General features: G+C 50.7%; 14 protein-coding genes, 1 pseudogene and 1 riboswitch. Of the genes and pseudogenes, 5 read left to right on the plus strand and 10 right to left on the minus strand.

What is annotated here, in order from left to right; translation table 11 throughout:
* Positions 1 to 741 (plus strand): amino acid ABC transporter ATP-binding protein, encoded by a 741-nt coding sequence (locus F6I03_RS08430; RefSeq protein ID WP_070431637.1) that lies wholly within the window; start codon positions 1 to 3, stop codon positions 739 to 741.
* A gap of 83 nt (positions 742 to 824) precedes the next feature.
* Here F6I03_RS08430 and F6I03_RS08435 read toward each other — a convergent pair whose 3' ends face one another.
* Both F6I03_RS08435 and F6I03_RS08440 read right to left on the minus strand, forming a co-directional pair.
* Entirely contained in the window at positions 825 to 1991 is a 1167-nt protein-coding gene (locus tag F6I03_RS08435; RefSeq protein ID WP_070431638.1) for a M20 family metallopeptidase, read from the minus strand.
* 15 nt (positions 1992 to 2006) lie between these two features.
* Entirely contained in the window at positions 2007 to 3425 is a 1419-nt protein-coding gene (locus tag F6I03_RS08440) for a YfcC family protein (RefSeq protein WP_070626145.1), read from the minus strand.
* Between the two features lie 639 nt (positions 3426 to 4064).
* Positions 4065 to 4153, plus strand: a riboswitch (TPP riboswitch).
* Between the two features lie 107 nt (positions 4154 to 4260).
* On the opposite strand from F6I03_RS08440, the gene thiM reads away from it, so the two are divergent.
* From thiM to thiD, 3 genes are read left to right on the plus strand one after another with little or no spacing between them, the layout of a single operon-like run.
* Positions 4261 to 5094, plus strand: a complete 834-nt coding sequence (gene thiM, locus F6I03_RS08445) for a hydroxyethylthiazole kinase (RefSeq protein ID WP_141737885.1) — start codon at positions 4261 to 4263, stop codon at positions 5092 to 5094.
* Positions 5094 to 5801 carry a thiamine phosphate synthase gene (locus tag F6I03_RS08450; RefSeq protein WP_070431641.1) on the plus strand — a complete coding sequence of 236 codons (708 nt, stop codon included), beginning with the start codon at positions 5094 to 5096 and terminating at the stop codon, positions 5799 to 5801. The genes thiM and F6I03_RS08450 overlap by 1 nt, the downstream gene beginning before the upstream one ends.
* Positions 5802 to 5805: 4 nt before the next feature.
* Entirely contained in the window at positions 5806 to 6597 is a 792-nt protein-coding gene (gene thiD, locus F6I03_RS08455) for a bifunctional hydroxymethylpyrimidine kinase/phosphomethylpyrimidine kinase (protein WP_070431642.1), read from the plus strand.
* 75 nt (positions 6598 to 6672) lie between these two features.
* Here thiD and F6I03_RS08460 read toward each other — a convergent pair whose 3' ends face one another.
* Complete coding sequence (locus F6I03_RS08460; RefSeq protein ID WP_070431643.1) at positions 6673 to 9495, minus strand: metallophosphoesterase; 2823 nt, start codon at positions 9493 to 9495, stop codon at positions 6673 to 6675.
* 144 nt (positions 9496 to 9639) lie between these two features.
* Here F6I03_RS08460 and F6I03_RS08465 point away from each other — a divergent pair, with 144 nt between their 5' ends.
* Positions 9640 to 10776 (plus strand): haloacid dehalogenase-like hydrolase, encoded by a 1137-nt coding sequence (locus tag F6I03_RS08465; RefSeq protein WP_150983107.1) that lies wholly within the window; start codon positions 9640 to 9642, stop codon positions 10774 to 10776.
* Between the two features lie 74 nt (positions 10777 to 10850).
* Here the strand turns inward: F6I03_RS08465 and F6I03_RS08470 are convergent.
* The 7 genes and pseudogenes from F6I03_RS08470 to F6I03_RS08500 form a co-directional block, all read right to left on the minus strand.
* Positions 10851 to 12240, minus strand: a pseudogene (locus tag F6I03_RS08470) (MFS transporter).
* Positions 12241 to 12242: 2 nt separating this feature from the next.
* The gene (locus F6I03_RS08475) at positions 12243 to 13715 is read right to left on the minus strand and encodes an alpha/beta hydrolase domain-containing protein (RefSeq protein ID WP_070431646.1); all 1473 of its coding nucleotides are present in this window, start codon (positions 13713 to 13715) and stop codon (positions 12243 to 12245) included.
* Entirely contained in the window at positions 13699 to 14616 is a 918-nt protein-coding gene (locus F6I03_RS08480; RefSeq protein ID WP_070431647.1) for a ChbG/HpnK family deacetylase, read from the minus strand. The genes F6I03_RS08475 and F6I03_RS08480 overlap by 17 nt, the downstream gene beginning before the upstream one ends.
* Before the next feature lie 88 nt (positions 14617 to 14704).
* Positions 14705 to 15439, minus strand: coding sequence for a helix-turn-helix transcriptional regulator (locus F6I03_RS08485; protein ID WP_070431648.1), 735 nt, complete (start codon positions 15437 to 15439; stop codon positions 14705 to 14707).
* Between the two features lie 153 nt (positions 15440 to 15592).
* Complete coding sequence (locus tag F6I03_RS08490; protein ID WP_070431649.1) at positions 15593 to 16126, minus strand: hypothetical protein; 534 nt, start codon at positions 16124 to 16126, stop codon at positions 15593 to 15595.
* Between the two features lie 195 nt (positions 16127 to 16321).
* Positions 16322 to 17650, minus strand: coding sequence for a GntP family permease (locus F6I03_RS08495; RefSeq protein ID WP_070431650.1), 1329 nt, complete (start codon positions 17648 to 17650; stop codon positions 16322 to 16324).
* Positions 17651 to 18007: 357 nt separating this feature from the next.
* The gene (locus tag F6I03_RS08500) at positions 18008 to 20422 is read right to left on the minus strand and encodes a flavocytochrome c (protein ID WP_070431651.1); all 2415 of its coding nucleotides are present in this window, start codon (positions 20420 to 20422) and stop codon (positions 18008 to 18010) included.
* Between the last annotated feature and the right edge of the window lie 13 nt (positions 20423 to 20435).

Genomic DNA, 20435 nt, shown 5'->3' on the forward strand with positions numbered 1-20435 from the left:
ATGATCCATGTTAATGAATTGAGTAAATCTTTTGCGGATAAGACGGTTTTGGATAACTTATCCTTCGATATCCAAAAAGGCGAAGTGGTCGGGATTATCGGGCCATCCGGCACCGGAAAGTCCACCCTCCTCCGCTGCCTCAACCGTTTAGAAAGACCTGACCAGGGAGAGATTAAGTTTGATGACAAGGCTTATTCTCTCACCAGCCAACAGACGGATGAAATCACTGACATGCGCCGGCATACGGCCATGGTCTTCCAGCAATTCAACCTCTTTAAGCGGAAGACAGCCATTGAGAACGTGGCTGAGGCCCTTGTAACGGTCCAAGGTCTAGCTAGCGACCAGGCCCAAGCCAAGGCCAAGACAGAACTCCACCGGGTCGGCCTAGCAGGCTATGAGAACCACTACCCCCACCAACTCTCCGGTGGCCAGCAACAAAGGGTGGCGATCGCCCGAGCCATTGCGCTTGAGCCCCAACTCCTCCTCCTCGACGAACCCACCTCCGCCCTAGACCCTGAACTAGTGGGCGAGGTACTCAGTGTCATTAAGGAAATCGCCCAAGCTGGCTACACCATGCTCCTCGTCTCCCACGAAATGGCCTTCGTTCGTGAAGTCGCTGACCGGGTCTTCTTCCTCGACCAAGGACAAATTCTCGAAGCTGGTCCTGCTGACCAGGTCTTCGACCATCCCAAGAGCGACCGGGCCAAGCAATTCTTCTCCAAAGTCAAGGAAAGATACTAGCCATAAAATACCCCACAAGCAATAAGCAGGCAGCTGTTCCCTCCTAAGAATAGGAAGTTCAGCTGCCTGCTTATTTTAATGATTTATTCTGCTTTAAAATCTTTTTGAATCGCTTTTAGAAGTTCGGGATCCGTCAGCACATCATAACCAGTCCGTGCCAGGATTTCAATCGTCGCCATCATGGCCTGGTAGCCTGCCTCGGTCTTGGTGCAGTCGCGGAATTCTGGGGTATGTCCAGAAATCTTTTGGCCGTCTGTGATGCTGTAATAAGGATTGGTGGCGGGGACCACATGGCTAACATTGCCCATGTCCAAGGACCCGACGACTTCATTGGGGTCGGGATCGACCATGTCAATGCCTACCGCTTTGGCGTTGGCGTTGTAGGCATCATCTAGGGGGCGGTTAGTGACCATGTCGTCATAGGTCTTCTCATAGTTGCGGTATTTCATCGTGCAGCCAGCTGCTTGGGCGGCGCTCTCTGCCATCCGGATCATCATTTCGCGCAGGACTTGGACGTAGGCCTTGTCGCGCGCCCGAACGTAGAAGTGGGCCCGGGTGTAGTCCGGGATGACATTGGCGACCTCGCCCCCATCCTTAATGACCCCGTGGATGCGGGCAGTGGGTAGGATCTGCTGGCGTTGGGCATTGACCAGGTTGAAGAGGTTAATGACCGCATCCAGGGCATTGATCCCCTGCCAAGGGGCTGCCGCAGCGTGGGCATTCTTGCCAAAGAATTCAAATTCCAGAGCCTGCATGGCCAAGGAAGGCGCACTCTTGGTATTGGCGTCTGAGGGATGGGTACAGAGGGCCACGTCGATATCATCGAAGGTATCTGCAGCCGCCATGTCGACCTTGACGCCATTGGTTTCCTCAGCAGGCGTCCCTAAGACCACCAGGCGTCCACCAGTTTCTCCTAGGACTTTGGACAAAACGATGGCTGCCCCGGTATCCACGGTCCCCAGCATGTTGTGGCCACAGCCATGACCAATCTCAGGGAGGGCATCATATTCCGATAGGTAGGCCACGGTAGGTCCCGGCTTAGCGGAATCATAAGTCGCCCGAAAGGCGGTTTCGAAGCCTAGGTAAGGTTTTTCAACCTGGAAGCCATGTTTTTCCAGAAGATCCACATGGGCCTGAGAGGACTGGTCTTCTTCAAGGCCGAGCTCTGGGTGGTCATAGATATAATCACTCAAGGCTTGGAATTCTTCTCTTAAGTCTTTACAAATCGTCGTTAATTGTTCTTTTCCCATAAGTCAACCTTCTTTCTAGAATGGGCCGTAACCCATCACGTGCGCGCCAACAACAAAGACAAGACCAATCAAGAGCCAAATCAGCATCAGGGGCATGGCGAATTTGACCCACTTGCTATAAGGGACCTTGGCAATCGCCAGCTGGGCCATGAGGATGCCGGACATGGGCATGATGGAATCCAAGAAGCCGTTGCCTAGTTGATAGCAGAGGACAGCGGTCTGCAGGGTCACGCCCAGGGCATCTGCCAGAGGAACGATAATGGGCATGGTGACAGCTGCCTGGCCACTCCCCGATGAAATAAAGAAATTGATAATGATCTGAACCACGTAAATCCCTACTGCGCTCAGAACGCTCGGGAGGTTGGCGATAGCGTCTGACATGGCATGGATGAGGGTATCAATAATCATCCCGTCTTCCAGGATGACAATTAAACTCTGGGCTAGGCCTACAATCAAGGCTGCATAGACCATATCCTTGGCCCCTTCAATGAAGCCATCAGCGATTTGCCCCGCCTTCAAACCGCCCACCATGCCAGCTAAGATCCCGGCACCGATGAAAACCGCACCAATCTCTGTAATATACCAACCATAACCGATGACGCCGACCGCAATGACCACAAAACTCATGACAAAGATGGCTGCAATGACTTGTTGGCGGCGGCTAAAGGTCAAGGCCTCCGTCTTTTTTCCCTCAGCGGCTTCTTCGGCCTTGGCTGCCTGCTCCTCTTCATAGACAAGGGACTGGGTCGGATCTGCCTTGACCTTCTTGGCATAACGCATCAAGTAGATAGTTGTCGCTAGCCAAACGACCCCAAAGAGGACCAGACGCAAGCCAATGCCAGAGAAGAGGGGCAGGTCAGCAATGGACTGGGCCACGCCGACTGAAAAGGGATTCATAAAGCCTGACGTGAAGCCTAGACCGGCCCCTAGACCGATCATCCCCACGCCGACCAGGGCATCATAGCCCATGCCTCGCGCCAGGGTCACGCCCAAAGCAATGAAGAGAATGGTCTCTTCGCTCAGGCCAATCGTTGACCCTGCAATCCCCATGATCAAGAGAACAGAAGGAATCACCAGGGTCTCCTTGCCACGCAGGGCATGGACCAAACGACTCAGGGCCGCTTCAATGGCCCCTGTCTGGTTCATCACCCCAAAGGCTCCCCCTACGATAAAGAGGAAGTAGGAAATATGCTGGCTCCGTTCAAAACCCGCCGGCAGGGACTTCAAAATATCAAAGATACCCTGGGGCTGCTGGGCCACATATTTAAAGGAGTTCGGATCAATCACCTCCCGACCATCCACCATGGTTCGGGCAAACTCCCCCGCCGGCACAATCCAGGACATAAGGGCTGCAATTACAATAAAAGCAAACAACAACACATAGGTATGTGGGACCCGAAGCTCCCGCATATCCGACCACAATCTACTCACCATTCTCGCTCATTTCTATTTAGTGTATCCTGTCGTCACTGCCGGTCTTAAAACAAAAATGAAAGCGTTACCATAAAACACGCTAATCCAAGGCAGTGCACAACACAATCAGTTCAGATTCTACCATAAGTAGAGGGTGTGAACAAGAGCGCTTAGGCTTGAATGATTGGAGGCTCATCAAAAAAGGCTGACGCCAGTCAGACGTTTTGGTGAGCTGAAATCACTTCAAGTCTGCTCTTGTGAACCCGACTAAAGGGTGTGAACAAGAGTGTTTAGCTTTGGATGCTTGGAGTAAGTCAGAATAAGAGCAAGCCACGCTTGCGCGTTTCTGACTTGCGAAAGCACTCCAAAGCTGCTCTTGTGAACCCGACTAATCAGGGTGTAAAGGCTAGCGGGAGAAATAGTCCTCTGGAGGCAAAAACCAGAGAAGACTGAAAGTCTTCGGCGGATTTTGCTGAAGAGGAGCTATTTCTGCTAGCCTGAACCCGACTATAGGGTGTGAACAAGAGCGCTTAGCTTTGGATGCTTGGAGACCAAACGGAAAAAAAGCGGCTAATTGCCTTCGCCAGCACCCCAATGCAAATAGCAGGGCCAGCATCTGCCTTGACAAAAGACAAGCGATGTTTTAGAGTGGCTGTATACAAAGATAAATTGAGGTGCCAATTGGCTGAGATTAGACTCATTGAACCTGTCAAGGTAATGCTTGCGTAGGGAATATATTTTTTAGTGTGGCTGATTGGCAATCTCTGGTATAGGAGATTGTCTTTTTTGTTATATTATGCGCTATATATGCTGACATGGCTCAAAGGACACCGTCTCCACATAGGAGGAATAAATTATGGAAAAACACTTACATGATTCGATCTGTCAGACGGTCCAGGCCGTTAAGGAGGACCAACCCCTAGTGCCTTCCATCACCAATACCGTCACCATTAACCTGGTAGCGAATACCCAATTAGCCGCTGGTGGTTCGGCCGCTATGGTCTACCTGCCAGACGAGGGAGAAGCCATGGCCCAGGCGGGGGAAGCGCTCTATATCAACATGGGGACCATCTTCCCTATCTATGAAGAGACCCTGCCACGAACAGTTGCCAAGCTCAATGCGACCCAGACTCCCTGGGTCTTAGATCCGGTGGCAGTCGGCATGGGCACCAGCCGCAGCCAGCTCCTCCTCAAGATGCGGGAAGCCAAGCCTGCCGTTATCAAGGGCAATGCCAGTGAGATTATCGCCATGGCCCAGCTCTGGGAGCTCTTAGAAACAGACCAAGTGGTTGCCAGCAAGGGCGTCGATAGCCTCCATACCACCCAGGAAGCTCGCCAAGCTGCCCTCTCGCTCGCCCGTCATACCGGTGGCGCAGTGGTTGTCTCTGGGGAGACCGACCTTGTAACCGATGGGACACGACTAATTACGTCCACAGGTGGCTCCCAGCTCATGACCCATATCACCGGCGCAGGCTGTGCCTTGGGTGGGCTCATTGCCGTCTATGCCACCAAGGCTGACCCCCTAACCGCTGCCCTAACCGGTGTCAATGCCTTCAATTACGCCGGCTCAAAGGCAGAAAAGCAGGCGCAAGGCCCCGCCTCCTTCCAGGTCCACTTACTGGACGAACTCTACCAGGCCAGCCCAGACGACATCGCGGGCCTAGCCATCCAGATTGAGAAGGTTGACTAATGTCTACAGCACGCCAAAACTTTGACCTGTCAGCCTACCTGGTCATTGGACCAGAGAATACCCCCGATAGGTCCCCGCTTGAAGTTATCCGCCTAGCCCTTGAGGCAGGCTTCACCTTCATCCAGATCCGCTCTAAAATCCTCGACGCTAAAGATTGGATCGACCTGACCATCCAAGCCGCTGACCTCATCAAAAAAATGGGCCTGCAAGACAAGGTCTCCCTGGTCGTCAATGACCGCCTAGATGTGGCTCTAGCTGCCCGGGAAGCCGGGGCTAAGGTGGACGGCCTCCATGTCGGTCAGACCGACCTGCCCGTCGCCCTCTGCCGCAAGTATCTAGGTCCAGATGCCATCATCGGCCTATCTGCAACAGCCCTTGAGCTCATCGACTATGTTCAAAAAGAAGATGTGACCGCTATCGATTACTTCGGTGCTGGCCCCTTGCATGCTTCTACATCCAAACCTGAAGCGGGCCACTTCAACGGTGGTCAGTTGGTCACCCGGACCTATGCTGAACTCGAACGGCTAGCCCAGGTCAGCCCCATCCCCGTCACCATAGGAGGTGGGGTCACTTTAGAAGACCTGCCCCAACTGGCCCAAACCGGCGTTGATTCTTTCTTCGTCATTTCAGCTGTTACAGGTGCAGACGATCCCGGCCAAGCCGCTCAAGACCTCGTCTCCTGCTGGAAAGCCCATCGAAAGGAGTAGTTCTATGAAAACTGCCTTAAGCATCGCCGGCTCCGATTCTTCAGGAGGAGCCGGTATCCAAGCCGACCTCAAGACTTTTCAAGCGACGGGCACTTTTGGCATGTCAGCCATCACCGCGATCACAGCCCAGAATACCCTGGGTGTCCAAGAGAGTGCCATCGTCTCTCCCGAGCTCCTGGAAGCCCAGATTCGTAGTGTCTGTGAAGATATCCGACCCGATGCAGTCAAAATTGGCATGGTGGGGAATGCCGTATCCATCCGCTGCATCGCCCGCCTCATCCAAGCTTATCACTTGGAGAATGTCGTCCTCGATCCCGTCATGGTCGCCACGAGTGGGGCCAGACTCCTCGCCTCAGACCAAGTCCAAAGCCTGCAAGCAGACCTCATTCCCCTGGCTCGGCTCATCACCCCCAACCTGTCAGAAGCTAGCGTCCTCTATGGCCAAACAATCGAAACGGAAGCAGAGATGGCAGAAGCTGGTCAGGCACTGGCAGACCACTACCAAGTCGCCGTCCTCATCAAGGGGGGCCATCTCAGAGGCCAAGCGCGGGATGTCCTCGCTTTACCAGAAGGCAGAATCGAATGGTTTGATGCCAGCCGCATCGACAACCCCAACACCCACGGCACCGGCTGCACCCTATCGAGCGCCATCGCCTCCTACCTGGCCCAGGGCTACCCCCTCGAGGAAGCCATCCAAGCCGGCAAGACCTATTTAACAGGAGCCATTGCTGCTGGCCTGGACTTGGGCCAAGGGCATGGGCCCTTAGACCATGGCTATGGCTTGCATCGTGGGTAAAAGCAATCGCTCAAAAAAGAAGAAGCCCAGTGACTTTCCCGGTCACTGGGCTTTGTTTGGCTTTCGATTAACGATCTATTTCATTTTCCGTTCCTTCTTATTGAGGCTAAAGACCGTTCCTACACCAATTAGGGCAAGCGCTAATAAGCCTGAAGACTGCATCCCTGTTTGTGGAAGCTGACTTCCTTTAAAAGCTTTCGCTTGGCTATGGGCTGCAACAGCTTCAGACGGCTTCCCTTCTGAAACTCTGCTTACTGACCCTGATTTGACGGCTTGACTACTTGTCACTGGATCAGCTAGCTGCGCACTTGCCTGTGCAGGCTTCACGGTCGCTTGTACACTTTCTGTTCCACTTTGTTCTCCAGCTGGAGTCCCTGTTTGATGGCTTCCTTGCTCTGGAGTCACTTCCTCACTTTTTTCTTTTTGATCAACCGTCGTTGGAAGTATCTTTCCTTTTTGATGCTGACTTGGTTCTTCCTGTGTCTCCTGGCCAGGTTTCGTTTGGCCTTGGTCCTTGCCTGGTTGAATCGGATCGACTAAAGGTTCCTCTGCTAAAAGCTTCCCTTCATGGTCGAAGTACATCACGGTCACATCATCATATACCCGACGTTCCGTGCGGACTAGGTCGTAATTATCATCTAGAATAGGGAAGACATAGACAGGTTGGAAGATCATCTTGGCCCCATAAGGCATCTTCTCAATATCCATCTGCAAGTGACCATAGTGCAAGCCACCATCAATGAGGTGCTTCACACCTTGGTCATTAGTTTGCCAGAATTCTGGTTCATTGGCTGTTGCACTCCAAACTGAATGCGTATTATACTTCAGCGGAACATAATTGCCAGCTTCATTCTTAACCATCTTTTCACCGCGTAAACCATCCGCAGCGACCCCTACATCAAAGACTTGGAAACCTAGGCCATCTTGGTCACTATCGATCCAACTCCGTTCGAACATCTCATCGTGGCCAGCAATCACTGCAGCAACCCCATAAGCTTCAAACAAGGGGGAGTAGACCCGCATCGCAACCCCTGACTGGTTGTCTGCATATTCATGGTTTGGTGGGGTCCCGTGAACGCCTGCTGAATAAGGGGCATGGTGGAATTGAACTAAGATGATCTGGCCCTTACTGCGCGCATCATTCAACTGATCAACCACCCAATTCCACTGTTCCGTTCCTGGATTGAAGGTTGGAATATCGCTATCTTCTGGCTTAGCCCCAGGATAAAGCTGGGTAAAGCCCTTCTGATAGTCTTCTAAAGTAAAGCTACCTTGGGTATCTGTTGTCATATAAGGATCTTCTTGCTTAACCCACAAGTCAGGATTAAGCATGCGGTCGCTTTCACTATATTTCTTGCCCGTCGTATAGGCGCCTGCCTTCTCATCAGGAATCCCCTTTGTGGAATCGAGGGTTAATAAGGTCACTGGCCCAATATCTGTCCGGTAGTAAGAATCTTTATACTGGGGATTATTAGGGTCTCCAGGCGTCGTGAAGTAATCATGGTACTTGTTACGTGAAATGACAGCTGGTCTAGGATCTTCAGGCGTCCCATAGCCCCCATTAATCGCTGCATAGGTCTCCCAGTTACCTAAGGCCGTCAATAGAGGGGTTGAACTCGCAATATCCGTAAATTCCCCCGCAAAATGACGGAAGAATTCATCCCAGGCCGGTTGATAACCCGCTCCCTGGGTCAAGTCCCCAGCAATCAACAAGGCATCCGGTTGGGCCGCTTCAATATGCTTGAGGTTTTCATTGAGGGCTGTCTGCTGGCTGAGAGGGTAACGGACTAGGAATTGCCCGTTTCTCTTCTGTTGACCAAATTTTTGGTGGAAGGCAGATCCTTCACCTGGTCTCTCTTCAGAACCTGGGGCGTATGGTGTGATCGTGTGTAATTCCCACTCACGGTTTTCCAATTCTCCTAGGGGTTCTGTCTCTGTGTCAGAGAAGGCAATTAAGCGCAACTTATCCCAATTATTAGCGTCTGGGAAGGTTTTAAAAGACTGACGATAAGTGGAATCTCCCGATTTAACCACATAATCATAGCGGGTATTTGCTTGTAAATTATCGAACGCCACGTGGTTTAAATAGTTGGTATTCGAATTTAACCAAGACCCCTGAGGCAGGCTAAGCGTTTGCCCATTGCCTGGTTTAAAGCTGAGCTCTTGTTGAATTTCTTTAGCTGTATATTCAGCTAAGTCTAAATAAGTGACAGCAGCTTCCTTCTGGTCAACCAGTTTCCCATCGAGATATAATGCCGCATGTCCTGCTTGGGGAAATTCAGAAACCCAGTTCAAGCCGATGCTGTGACTTGAAGGTGATTGTAAGTAAGGTAAGACACGGAAATCTTGACTCGGTTCTGGCAAGGAAGCATAAAGTTCTTGCTCTTTAGCCGCAAGCTCTTCAGCTGTATAAGGTTTTTCTTGTAATTTAATACTAGCTGGATTAACTTTAACCGGTTGATCGGACTGGTTAAAGAGAAACAGATGGGTGTCGTTGGATGAATCCTTGGCGACTGATTCGCCTTGAACAAGTCCTTTATTTTCTGACTTAGGTGTCCCCTCTGCTGACCAGATTAGGTGGTTAGGATCTCCTGCATGCCCTACCCCAAATTTGACTTGGGCTGTCGCTGGCTGAGGAGCTTCAACTTGAGCTTCTGCTTCATAGCGATTGCCTGCTTGCACGCGGAAGTCATTCTTCCTATGATCATAGTAGGCTCCAGGTGCAAGCTCTGTGTAAGTCGTCTCTTCAACTGGACTTTCAGTCGATGAACTTGGATTCGTTTGACCATCTAACTCGGTATTCACTTCATTTGTACTCGCTTCAGCTGCTTTCACTTCTGTTGCAGCCAGGGAGACCAGTAAGGCCACACTCGCTGTAAGCATTAATTGTTTCTTCATCCATCTTCCTCCATGTATTCTTTTATTTATAATATACCAAAATTAAATTAACCCCTCGTAAATTTAATGTAAATTAATGGTAAATTCTGACTTCTCTCCCTCCCCCATCTGCTACAATACATAAAACGACGAAAGGAGCTTCCTATGTCAATCGACTTCCCTCAAGGACGCTTTGAAGCTGGACTTCACCAAAGGCTTCAAACCCTCTTACACGACTACAGCCAGGCCGATCACTATGCGGTCTTTGACTTTGACAATACCTCTGTCTTTAATGATATTGAGGATACCCTGATGATGGCTATGCTGGACCAATTCACTTACTTATTGTCTCCGGATGACTTCTACCAAACAATTAGCTCCGGACCCTTTGACTACCAAGAAACTTTCTTCAATCGTTCCGAGCTCAGTCTCGCCCACTTGGTCCAAGACCTGGCTAGCCTCTACCGCGAGCTTTACCATCAAAACGACCCAAAGAGCCAGCCGGCCTATCCAAGTTTTGCGGCTAAACTCCGACTCTTCTATAACCTGATCAATACCCACTTCGATAAAGTGGCGGGGCAGACCTGGCCCTCCTATCTCTTCAAGGGCTTCAGTCCAGCTGAATTCTGTCAGATTGGTCAGGATGCTCTCCAAGCCAATATGGATGCGCCCTTCGACCAAGTCCTCCTCCACTCGTCTGACCAGCGACCCGGCTTAACAGGTCCTGTCCAAGCGACCTTTGAATCGGGTCTAGCCTTCCCTGAAGACTTGCGCCAGCTCTTCGCTTGCTTGACCAAGCAGGGCATCCGTCCTTATATTGTCTCAGCCAGTCCTCGTCTTCTCGTGCAAGTGGCGGTTGAACTCGGCGATTATGCGATTGCGCCAGAGGATATTTTTGGCATGGAGATTGCCTGCGATGACCAGGGGCGACTGACAGACCAGGTCTTGGCTAAGAGTTATGTGACTAAGGGCCAGGGCAAGGTAGACTGCATCCAGAAGCTCATCCAGCCCCGCCACGGGGGCAAAGACCCTCTCATGGTCTTCGGGGATTCCATGGGAGACTATGCCCTGCTGACGGCTTTCAAAGGAACGCAAGCCCGGGGCCTCTTCAACCGCTACCAAAATAACGCGACCCAAGACCTGGTCCATGCTGCCCAAGAGCCGGATTCCAGCTACTTTGTCCAAGGGCGGGATGAGAATACCGGTCAACTCCGCCCTTCCCAACTCACCCTCCCCCTGGGCAGCCAGCAAGCCATCCTCTACGCCTCTGACTTCAAAGGCCAAGCTTCCCTCGCGGAATAATCAAACATACCAAGCAAAAAGGACCCAGCCAGAAATTTTCTGACGAGGTCCTTTTTTATTGATATTAGGAAATTTTACCGGTCACGATGTTCGGCTTGGAGTTCTTGGTAGATCGCGTCTGTTCGTTCCTTATTGAGGTTGAAAATAAGACCGATTCCGATCAATTCAAGGACTGTTGTGACAACTGGAACTGCCGTATACAATAAGCGAATATGCTCTGAAACTTCAGCCGTTTGTGCCGCAACACCGGAGACAAAGCCAATCCCTGCTAAAGCGTAGCTAGCCAAGGTCGAGGCTAAGGTTGATCCAATCTTACGCGAGAAGGTATAGATAGAATAGAGGGAACCATCACTGCGGTAGCCAAATTTAAATTGATGGTAGTCCAGGCAGTCTGAAACCAAGGCCCAGATCAGCATAGTAAAGCAAGTTTGGCCAATATTAGCGATGATAAATAGGGCGGCAAAGAGATAGGGGTTAGCAATAGGGACTAACATCAAGAAGAGAGAGGATGAAGTTAGCCGCTACAGCAAAGAGAATGGTCTTCTGCTTACCTAGGGCGTTGGCCATCCGAGGAACAGTTGGTAAGGCTACGAGCAGAACAAATAAAGAAGCAAAGTTCACATAGGCCAGGATATCGGGGCGGTTATAGTATTCCTTGAACATGATCTGCCCGAGCTGGCTGTTCCCTGTAATGTAGATTAAGGAGCCGACTGTGGCCACCATCACGCCGATAAGGGGGCGGTTGCGGAAGGCATCCTTGATAACCATCCCATAGTTAAAGTTTTCTTCTTTTTTCGGTGCTTCTGCAATCCGTTCGTGGGTCATATGCATCAAGGCGGTGTAACCCAGCAAGGAAAGAATAGCAAAGATCACTGCAATGATGAAGAAGGCCTTAGGAATCGGTGCATTATTCGCATCCCAAGCAAAGAGAGGGACAATCGACAAGGCCCCGAAGCCCACTACGGTCCCACCAATGGAACGTGCCCTGGATAGTTTGGTCCGTTCTTCTGGTTTATCCGTAATGACATTGGCCATGGCCCCAAAAGGCATGGAAGTTCCCGTATAGGAGACGCCGTAGAGGATATAGGCTAGGCTGACCCAGACGTGCATGGCAGTATCCCCAAAGCTCGACACATCTGTAAAGCAGAGGATATTAGCTAGGGCAAGCGGCCACATAGCAATCTTAATATACGGCTTGAATTTGTCTCCTTTCTTCCCTAAACGCCAACGGTCAGGGAAAGAGCCAATAATGGGGTCATTAATGGCATCAAAGAGCCGGGCAAAGAGGAAGAGGTTCCCCATGAAGATAGGGCTCACTCCTAGAACATAGGTACAAAAGGTAAGGTAAAAGGCATCAATAAATAAGTTCACGAAAGAACCTGCCATATCCCCAAAGATATAGCCTAGTTCATCCCGCCAGGAAAAAGGCGGTTTATTCGTCTTTTTGATTGTGTTCTCGGCCATGTCTAATCATCCTTCCATAATTTTTGGGCCATTTCTTGGGCCCAGCTGAGCATGCGTTCACCATCAGCCTGCGTTAAGTACTTAGCTTCGAGGGCTTTGTCAACCGCTTGATTAAACTGCTTCAAATAATCCGCTGCGTCCCGGTAGCGTTCAGCTAATTCTTCTGCTGTGAAGTAAGCCATCGACCCATTCACATTACCAACATTTTGGTCAATCTGAGAGGCATCCGCTTGTGCATTAGCGTGGTAGTGGGCAATAGGGACTTCCACATAAGGACTTCTCAAGCCGCCTTCAGCATTCCCATAAGCATCACGGCAAACTTGTCCCTTCTCATCGCGGGCAATCCGTTGACTGTCCGGTGCTGCTTGTCCCTCAACCGCCCAGTCGTGGAGCCATTCCATACACGTATTGACATAGTAGGCCAATTGAAGGTCATTGACCGTATAATTGTATTCGCCATCTAGGATCTTAGGTGGATTTTTGGTCTTAGCAATCTCTCGGTTATCTGGAATCAGGGGTGAAGCGGGATCCGTATGGGGAGAGCCAGCTAATTCGTAATGGCGGCTCATTGGATTCACTGTCTCTGTCTTAACTGTCGAAGGCTTCATCGGGCCGAAGAGGTTGATATCACCTTCTGAAGACAGGTAGATTACAGGAACTTGACTTGGTTTGAAATGCTGCTGACGGACAGCAAACATCTGCTCTTCGTCATCCTGTTGGTCTAAAGTCCGCATTACACCATAGCCCACCACACTGAGATAGCCATCAAAGAGCGGCTGGTCAAAGCCTTGGCTGATCAAATCTTCAAAGTAATAGAGATAGGTGTTTAAATACATGGCAGACTGGGATTGGCCAGTCAAGTAGAGCTCATCAACTGCCAAGTCGTCCAGGAAGGGGGCCTGGCCCGTTCGGATAGCCCAGGCTAATTGGCTTAACATGTCCCAAATGAGACCCTCTTCAGTCCCAGGGATGGACATCTGATGGTTAACCGTGGCTGGCTGAGCTGCCGCTTGGCTAGCCGCCCAATTAATCTTGGCATAGCGCTCATAGTCAAAATTCTTTAGGGAAAGGGCATTGATGGGCTTGGAGCTAATCCCGATATAGATATGGCCATTCTCCAAGATATGTTGATAACTTCGTCGCCAAATGTCTTCGATGTCATAGCCATTGGATGCATTATAGATATCCAGGTAAATTCTGCCCGAAAATTGACTGGCCTGGGCTGGCTTGCGCACAAGGATGCGGGTACAGTAAGGCAAGGCGTCTTCCTTGAGGCTTAACCCCTCCCCCAAGTCTTGGTAGACATTAGCTTGCCCTGACTGCAAGTATTCTTCTTCAACATAGCCATAGTCTGACAGGTCTAAGGGTTCCCGGGCATAGGCCATGGAAGAGAAGGGGTGGCTTTCCTCTGTGACGGCTAACGGCCCCTCAAATTCAAGCGGTCGCTGGACGGCTGCTTTAATCTTTGCTTGCATGGTCTTCTTCTCCTTTCACAGCTTCTAGAATTTCGCGGTAAGAGACGAGGCGGATGCCTTCATCTGCCATAAATTGTTTCATTTCGGGACGGCTAAAGACTAGGTAGTCCCCGATCCGACCGCCTTCATAGCGGTTGAGCGCACGGGCTTCCGGCGTATCGCGCATAGGATGGAAGGCAAAGTGGGTCAATTGACCAGGTTCAATGGCTTTTAGGATCTTTTGAGCTAGCTTGAAGCGCTCATCTGGATCATAAGTATGTTCGACTGGCATACCCGAGATGGCGTCCATTAGAGGGAAGCCTTCTGCTTGCCAGGTCTTGAGCTTATTTTCTGGGTAATTAGCCGGGCCGATCATTTCTTCTAGGATGGGATTGTCCTCCCGGTGCCGGCAAATAACAGGCAAGATGCCGTGACGGCCATAGACTTCCTGGTAGGCGTCAATGTATTTCTTATTCCACAGGGTCCCCGTATGGGTATCCACATGGGAGATGGTCAAGCCCATAGCCTGGGCTAAGCCTATTTGGGCTTCGATTTCCTGGGCGATGGCCCCTGGATCTGCGGTTTCTTGGACCTTGTGCTTGCCTTGGACGAAGTAACCCAGATCATCGACAAAGCCCGACGCAGGGTCTGAAGTCGATAAGGGCCGCCACTTGTAGCCACTGTATTCGGCATTAAAGGCCAGGTGGAGACCGAGGTCCCATTCAGGGTGTTGGCTGGCTCGCTGAACGACTTCGGGGAACCAGGAACAGGGCACCATAGCTGAACCTGATGAGATGGTCCCCAAGTCCATTAAGTCTTCATAAGCATCAATTGACGCTTGGGTAATCCCCACATCATCCGCATGGACCACCACCACCCTTTCGTCTGAACTGTAGCCTAATTGTTCAATGATTGGATTCATCTTGACCGCTCCTTCTTAAAACGCTTACATTTCTTATCAAAGTCAGTTTATCATGGTTGAGAAGGCTTTCACATGGTTAGCTGTGACATTATTGTGGACTTTTGTGACATTCTTCTCGGTACTTAGTCGGTGCACAGCCCACTTTTTCTTTGAAGATCCGGCTAAAATATTGGCCATTCTGGTAGCCAATCAAGGTCGCGACTTCTGCGATGGATAGCTTGGAGAAGCGCAGGAGCTGCTTGGCTTCATTCAAGCGTTTGTCCTGGAGGTATTGGGAGGGAGACTGGCCCATCTCCTCTTGGAAGGACCGTGACAAGTATTCCCGGCTGCTATAGAGGTGCTGGGCCAGGCCCTGGATGCTGATTGCTTGGCTGTAATAACGGTCGATGAAGTTAACCGCCGCTTCTACGAGTGGCGACAGTTCCCTGCCCTTCACACGCCGCAAGTCTGACCGCGCATACTCCATGGCCATCTCATCGTGCAAGCGGATAAGGTCTTCTTCCTCACTGGCTTTCTCAATGATGACGGCGAACTTCTCGGTCAGGTGGTGGGATAGGGCCGCATCGAGGCCTGCCCGCTCGGCTTCAAGGGCCATCATGGAATTGTGGGAGAGCATAAGATTCTTGAGCGAGCGCAAAGAAGACCCCTGGACGCGGTCTAAGAGGCCTAAGCGCCGGTTATAGAAGAGCGGCCGCATCTCCTTGAGTAGGTCGGCCAGCTTGTCTTGGTCCGCTTGGTGGATAGCTTCAAAGAAGACTTCCCTTAGCCGATGGGTCTTGCGGATGAAGGCATCTTGGGCCAGTAATTCTTGGTCTTTTGACATAGTAAAACCCCCTTCACTCGCCCAGTATAAAGCAAAAATGTCACAAAATGAACGCTTAAGTCCTCGAATGACCGAGTCGCTAGTTTTTCAGCTATCGAAGTTGAGCCTAAAAAAACTGCTCCAAGGCGAGGTCTTGGAACAGTTCATTTAGGGCTAAACACGGTCTCCTAAAGAGGAAGCTAGGAATAAGAGGCAGGCAGTCACCAGGGACCACAAGCCGGGTTGGAGCCGGCTAACCGCACCGACCTTGGGAAGCTCAGCCTGGGAGGTCGTCGGCCTTTGCTCTGCTTGACTGGAAGGGCCAGGAGCTGGGGAGCCTTCTTCCTTTGGCAGGCCTTGGTCAGCAGGCCGGGACCAGATCTCCGACCGTCTGAGGCCAAGCGGCGCCTTGTTAGGTTGGGCCAATTCTAAGTCATCCGCCGGTCCTCCTGATTCAATTGCTTGATTGTCGTCCTGGGAGGAAGCCTGTCCCTGGTCTGAAGAAGGCTCTTCTTCGCTCTTCTCCTCCTCTTGCGGGACAAAGCCTGCCTCTTCTTCCATAGAGGGCCGATCGATATCGAGGCTAGGGAAGTCTTCCGGCCGTCCCTGGCTTTCAGAAATTTCATCTGTTTCTGCTGCAAAGCTGGGGACAAGAGTCGTCCAAGCAGCCAATACGAGGGTCAATAGGGCACGTTTTATCGCTGACATCCTGTCACTCCCTTTCTTGTCCCTACTATAGCAAATGCACTTTAACAGGAGGTAAAGGACAGTTGACAGTTTCATTAATAAAAGGCTTTCTTTGTTACTCGCCTGTCATCTATGAGACATGGCTGTTAAATAAAAAGCAGAAATTTTCGCTATTTAAGGAAAATTTCTGCTTTTAGATATCTAGTTAATTTGCGATTAGTAGAGAACTCCGGCAAGGATCAGGGTAACGATCAAGGCGAGGAGGAAACCCCCGTTGCTGACGATGAAGGCTTGTTTGAAGCCGTGCTTGAAGTCCAAGCCTGAGATACTATTGAAGGCAATGACCGCACCAGATTGGGGAACGACGGTCAGAACGCCCCCGCCGATAACAACTACCCGGTGGATAACAGCCGCTGGAATCCCCATCTCTAAGTAAGGTTGGGCGAATTGAGAAACTACCGTACCGATCGCACCAGAAGCTGCCATTACCCCAGAGAGTAAGGCGGTAATCACACCTAGGGTTACGAGAGCAGGTCCAGGCATATTGACGAGCGCCTCTTGGACCACCGCAAAAGTTGGTGCACTGGTTAAGACCGCCCCGAAGGCAACTGCTGAAGCCGCCCCAAAGGAAGAACCGACTGCCCCAGATGCCCCCTTGTTCAGGACATCTTTTTGGTCCGGCAGATAGTTGCGGAAGAGGAAGGCACAGCAGAGGATAGCTACCGTTAAGGCAATCAGGATAATATTGGCTAGCTTACTGAAGACCAGGATGAGGATAATCAAGAGTAATAGAGGCAAGATACTCACCATAAAGCCTGGTTTCTCTTGGTCACTTGCTTGGAGCTGGTCTTCTTGGGGAACAGGCTTACCGTCAAGATAGGTGTAGAAGTTTTCCCCCTTCTTCATGCTTTTATCCAGTTCATACTTCATATACCAGAGGCCAAAAATCAGAATGGTAATGGTTGCCGCAATCCCTAAGAGAGGGGCTGCTGTCAAGGTCGTTCCTAACTCTGTGGTTGGGATTGCATTCTGAACGGAGGGTGTCCCTGGAATCATAGACATGGTGTAGGTCCCTGCTCCTAGGAAGAGTGGAATCGAGACCAATTCCCAGTTAATATCGAGTTCCTTAAAGATAGGTCGCGCCAGAGGAATGAGGGTAAAGAAAACCACAAAGATTGAAATCCCTCCGAAAGTGAGAACACTACCGATTACTGTTAAAGCAATTAAGACGCGGAAGGGACTATCCGTCCCAATCTTCTCTAAGAGGACTTCCGCAATCCGCTGGGTTGCCCCTGACCGGTCCATATATTGACCGAGCATAGCTCCCAGTAAAAAGATGGCAAAGTTTTTGATTAAGAAGCCGGCCAGGCCTGCCATATAGGAATTCTCCGCTCCGGTTAGGGCTTCAAAGAAGTTCATCTGATTGCAGACAATCACGATGATAGCTGCTAGGGGTGCAGCGACAACAATATTGAGTCCCTTAAAGGAGAGGTAAATGATCGCCATAATGGCCAGGGCTAGGCCCAAAATACCAACGATTTCCATTATTCATCTTCCTTCTATTCTTTAGAATGTCATTAGTGCTAAATAAATACCAGCAGACCGGGATATCCCGGTCGCTGCTGGATAAATTTGAGGGTGAGAGAGGTCTCAGACCCTTTTAGTTGGGCTCGACTTGGCAGGCTTGGAGTGATTTCACAAGTCCGAAACGAGCGAATGCTTCGCTCTTATTCTGACTTGCTCCAATCATCCAAGCCTAAGCGCCAAGTCTCACACCCTTTATAGTTGGGTTCGCAGTTGCAGGCTTGAAGTGACTTCACCCAATCGGAACGATCGGCTTGCAGCCGCTCTTTTCCGTTTGGGCTCCAGTCATTCAAGCCTAAACGCAACTGCTCACACCCTTTAGTCTGCTGCGTTTTCTCCGGCGAGTTTGCCGAAGACGAAGATGTCGGCTAATGCGTTACCGCCTAGGCGGTTACCGGCATGGACGCCGCCTGCGACTTCTCCTGCGGCATAGAGGCCTTGGATGGCTTGGCCTTCTGTGTTGAGGACGCGTGTTTGCGCGTCGATCTTGAGCCCGCCCATGGTGTGGTGAGTTGCGGGGCTTCTTGGGGTGGCATAGAATGGTGGCACAATGACTTTGTGGTTGAAGGCACCTTTTTGGAATTCTTCATCATAGCCTTGGTCCACATAGGAGTTGTAGTCTTCAATGGTCTTCACGAAGACTTCAGGATCGATGTCGAGTTGCTTAGCCAAGTCTTCCAGGGTATCTGCCTTGAAGCAAGCCCCTTTCTTAACGTCATTGGCTAATTGTTCATCGGTTGAGTTGAAACGTGTCTTGGCAATCTCTGCGTCTGAGATATTATAGATCACGCCACCTTGGTCAAAGAGGGCCTTGGCGAGGACATCACGTGAGGCGTATTCATCAACGAAACGCTTCCCTTCTTTGTTCACGAAGATGAAGTCTGAAGGTGGGCAGTCAATCCCGCTGAAGATATTCCCGGTGATTGGGTCAGCTGATGGCATTAATTGGACAAAGCCCATGCCGACAACATCTGCTCCCACACCTTGTCCCATTTCAATCCCATCACCAGTGAGGGCTGGGGAGTTAGTCGTTGGGATGCTTTCTGGGAGGTTGCCCCAATAGTTATCGTATTTCTTGATCATTTCGATATTGGCACCAAAACCACCTGTCGCAATCACGATCCCCTTGTTGACATGGATGGTTACTTTTTGGTCATAACGGCCTGTCGCTTGGATACCAACAATCTTGCCATCTTCGACAATCAATTGGTCGGCCTTGGTGTCGGTCATGATCTCGCCACCATGTTCTTCAATATAGGTCGTTAGGGGGTCGATGTAGCCGAAGCCTTCAGATGCCTGAGGCTCCCGAGCCCGACGCCAGAGTGCGCCAACAGGTTCAGCAACCATGTGTTCATCGAAAGAAACGCCTTTTTCTTTGAGCCAATCGATAGTTGGCAGGGCATTCTTAGTCAGATAGTGGATCAATTCAATATCAGAATGGATTTCATTCCCGTCTAGGTCCATCCGTTTCCCACCGATATAAGTTTGGATAGTATGGAGGTGGATGGAGTCAAAGAGATAGCTCTTGCCTTCATCAAGGTCCTTGAAGTATTGGTCAAGCTCTTCCTTGAGGGCTCGGAAGTCTTCCCGGTATTCTTCTGCAATCTCTTCTTCAGGCGTGTTATAGATCTTCTCTAGGGTCGCGCGTTCACCGTGGATGGCCTTGAATTGGTGTTGCCATTCAGGGTCTGCCGCATTAATTTGCCCCCCTGTCCGAACGGTATTCCCACCGATCACCGGGAATTTCTCAAGAACTAAGGCAGAGGCCCCCTTGTCTAAGGCAGCTACTGCTGCTGCTAGGCCGGCACCACCCGAACCGATAACAGCCACGTCGACAGTCTTTTCGATAGGATCGAGTTGCATGCTTTCGCTCACTTTAGGGCGTTTTTTCAAGATTTCTGGGTCAGAGCCAGCTTGGTAAACCGCATCAGCTACCCCATCAACCACGCCATTAGAGGTCACTGAGGCCCCGGATACGACGTCCACATTCAAGGTTTGCCCATCGATAATTTCTTCTGGTAGACGGGTGAAGACCAGGTCGGCGATCCCTTCTGTTTCACCTTCTGTGTCAATATCGATAGCTTCAATCCGGTCCTCTGAGAAGGTCACCACCATAGGCAAGTCCCCATTGTGACCGACTGCTGAGACATGGTAGTCCCCTGGCTTGAAGTTCACTTCTTCAGGTTGGTTTAAAATTTCAGCCACTTCAGTGAAACGTTTGAACTTGCGGAAGCAAGAAGACAAGAATTGAACCGTACGTTTGTCTTTTAACTTCCCGTCTTCATCGAAGGCTTCGTGGGCCCGCCCCAGTAAGAATTCATTCCCTGGCATAACAATCGCATTTACCCCAGGTGCATCTAAGATCTGGCGGAGGTGCAATTGTGAACGCGAAGACCCTTGCACGCTGTAGGAAGCCCCGACGATCATAACAGGCTTGCCATCTAAGGGGTGGATCTTATAGGACAACCATTCAATCACGCTCTTCAAGGCTGAAGGGATAGAGTGGTTGTGCTCAGGGGTGGCGATAATCACCCCGTCTGCCGCTTCAATCTTCTCTTTGAGTTCTTGGATAGGCGCGGCATCGGTCTGGTCCTTGGTCTCATTAAACATTGGCACCCGGTCGATATCCAAGACCTCGATCGTATCTTCTTCATAGTAGTCGGCCATGAATTCGAGCAACATCCGGTTATAGGAGAACTCGGCATTGGTCCCGACAATTCCAACAAATTTCATTGCTTATCTCCTC

The organism is Aerococcus sanguinicola, assembly GCF_008726925.1.
Taxonomy (GTDB): Bacteria; Bacillota; Bacilli; order Lactobacillales; family Aerococcaceae; genus Aerococcus.

Excerpts from the sequence above, each read along its gene's own strand:
- F6I03_RS08430 (WP_070431637.1), top strand. The coding sequence starts at position 1 with ATGATCCATGTTAATGAATTGAGTAAATCTTTTGCGGATAAGACGGTT.
- F6I03_RS08435 (WP_070431638.1), bottom strand. The coding sequence starts at position 1,991 with ATGGGAAAAGAACAATTAACGACGATTTGTAAAGACTTAAGAGAAGAA.
- F6I03_RS08440 (WP_070626145.1), bottom strand. The coding sequence starts at position 3,425 with ATGGTGAGTAGATTGTGGTCGGATATGCGGGAGCTTCGGGTCCCACAT.
- thiM (WP_141737885.1), top strand. The coding sequence starts at position 4,261 with ATGGAAAAACACTTACATGATTCGATCTGTCAGACGGTCCAGGCCGTT.
- F6I03_RS08450 (WP_070431641.1), top strand. The coding sequence starts at position 5,094 with ATGTCTACAGCACGCCAAAACTTTGACCTGTCAGCCTACCTGGTCATT.
- thiD (WP_070431642.1), top strand. The coding sequence starts at position 5,806 with ATGAAAACTGCCTTAAGCATCGCCGGCTCCGATTCTTCAGGAGGAGCC.
- F6I03_RS08460 (WP_070431643.1), bottom strand. The coding sequence starts at position 9,495 with ATGAAGAAACAATTAATGCTTACAGCGAGTGTGGCCTTACTGGTCTCC.
- F6I03_RS08465 (WP_150983107.1), top strand. The coding sequence starts at position 9,640 with ATGTCAATCGACTTCCCTCAAGGACGCTTTGAAGCTGGACTTCACCAA.
- F6I03_RS08475 (WP_070431646.1), bottom strand. The coding sequence starts at position 13,715 with ATGCAAGCAAAGATTAAAGCAGCCGTCCAGCGACCGCTTGAATTTGAG.
- F6I03_RS08480 (WP_070431647.1), bottom strand. The coding sequence starts at position 14,616 with ATGAATCCAATCATTGAACAATTAGGCTACAGTTCAGACGAAAGGGTG.
- F6I03_RS08485 (WP_070431648.1), bottom strand. The coding sequence starts at position 15,439 with ATGTCAAAAGACCAAGAATTACTGGCCCAAGATGCCTTCATCCGCAAG.
- F6I03_RS08490 (WP_070431649.1), bottom strand. The coding sequence starts at position 16,126 with ATGTCAGCGATAAAACGTGCCCTATTGACCCTCGTATTGGCTGCTTGG.
- F6I03_RS08495 (WP_070431650.1), bottom strand. The coding sequence starts at position 17,650 with ATGGAAATCGTTGGTATTTTGGGCCTAGCCCTGGCCATTATGGCGATC.
- F6I03_RS08500 (WP_070431651.1), bottom strand. The coding sequence starts at position 20,422 with ATGAAATTTGTTGGAATTGTCGGGACCAATGCCGAGTTCTCCTATAAC.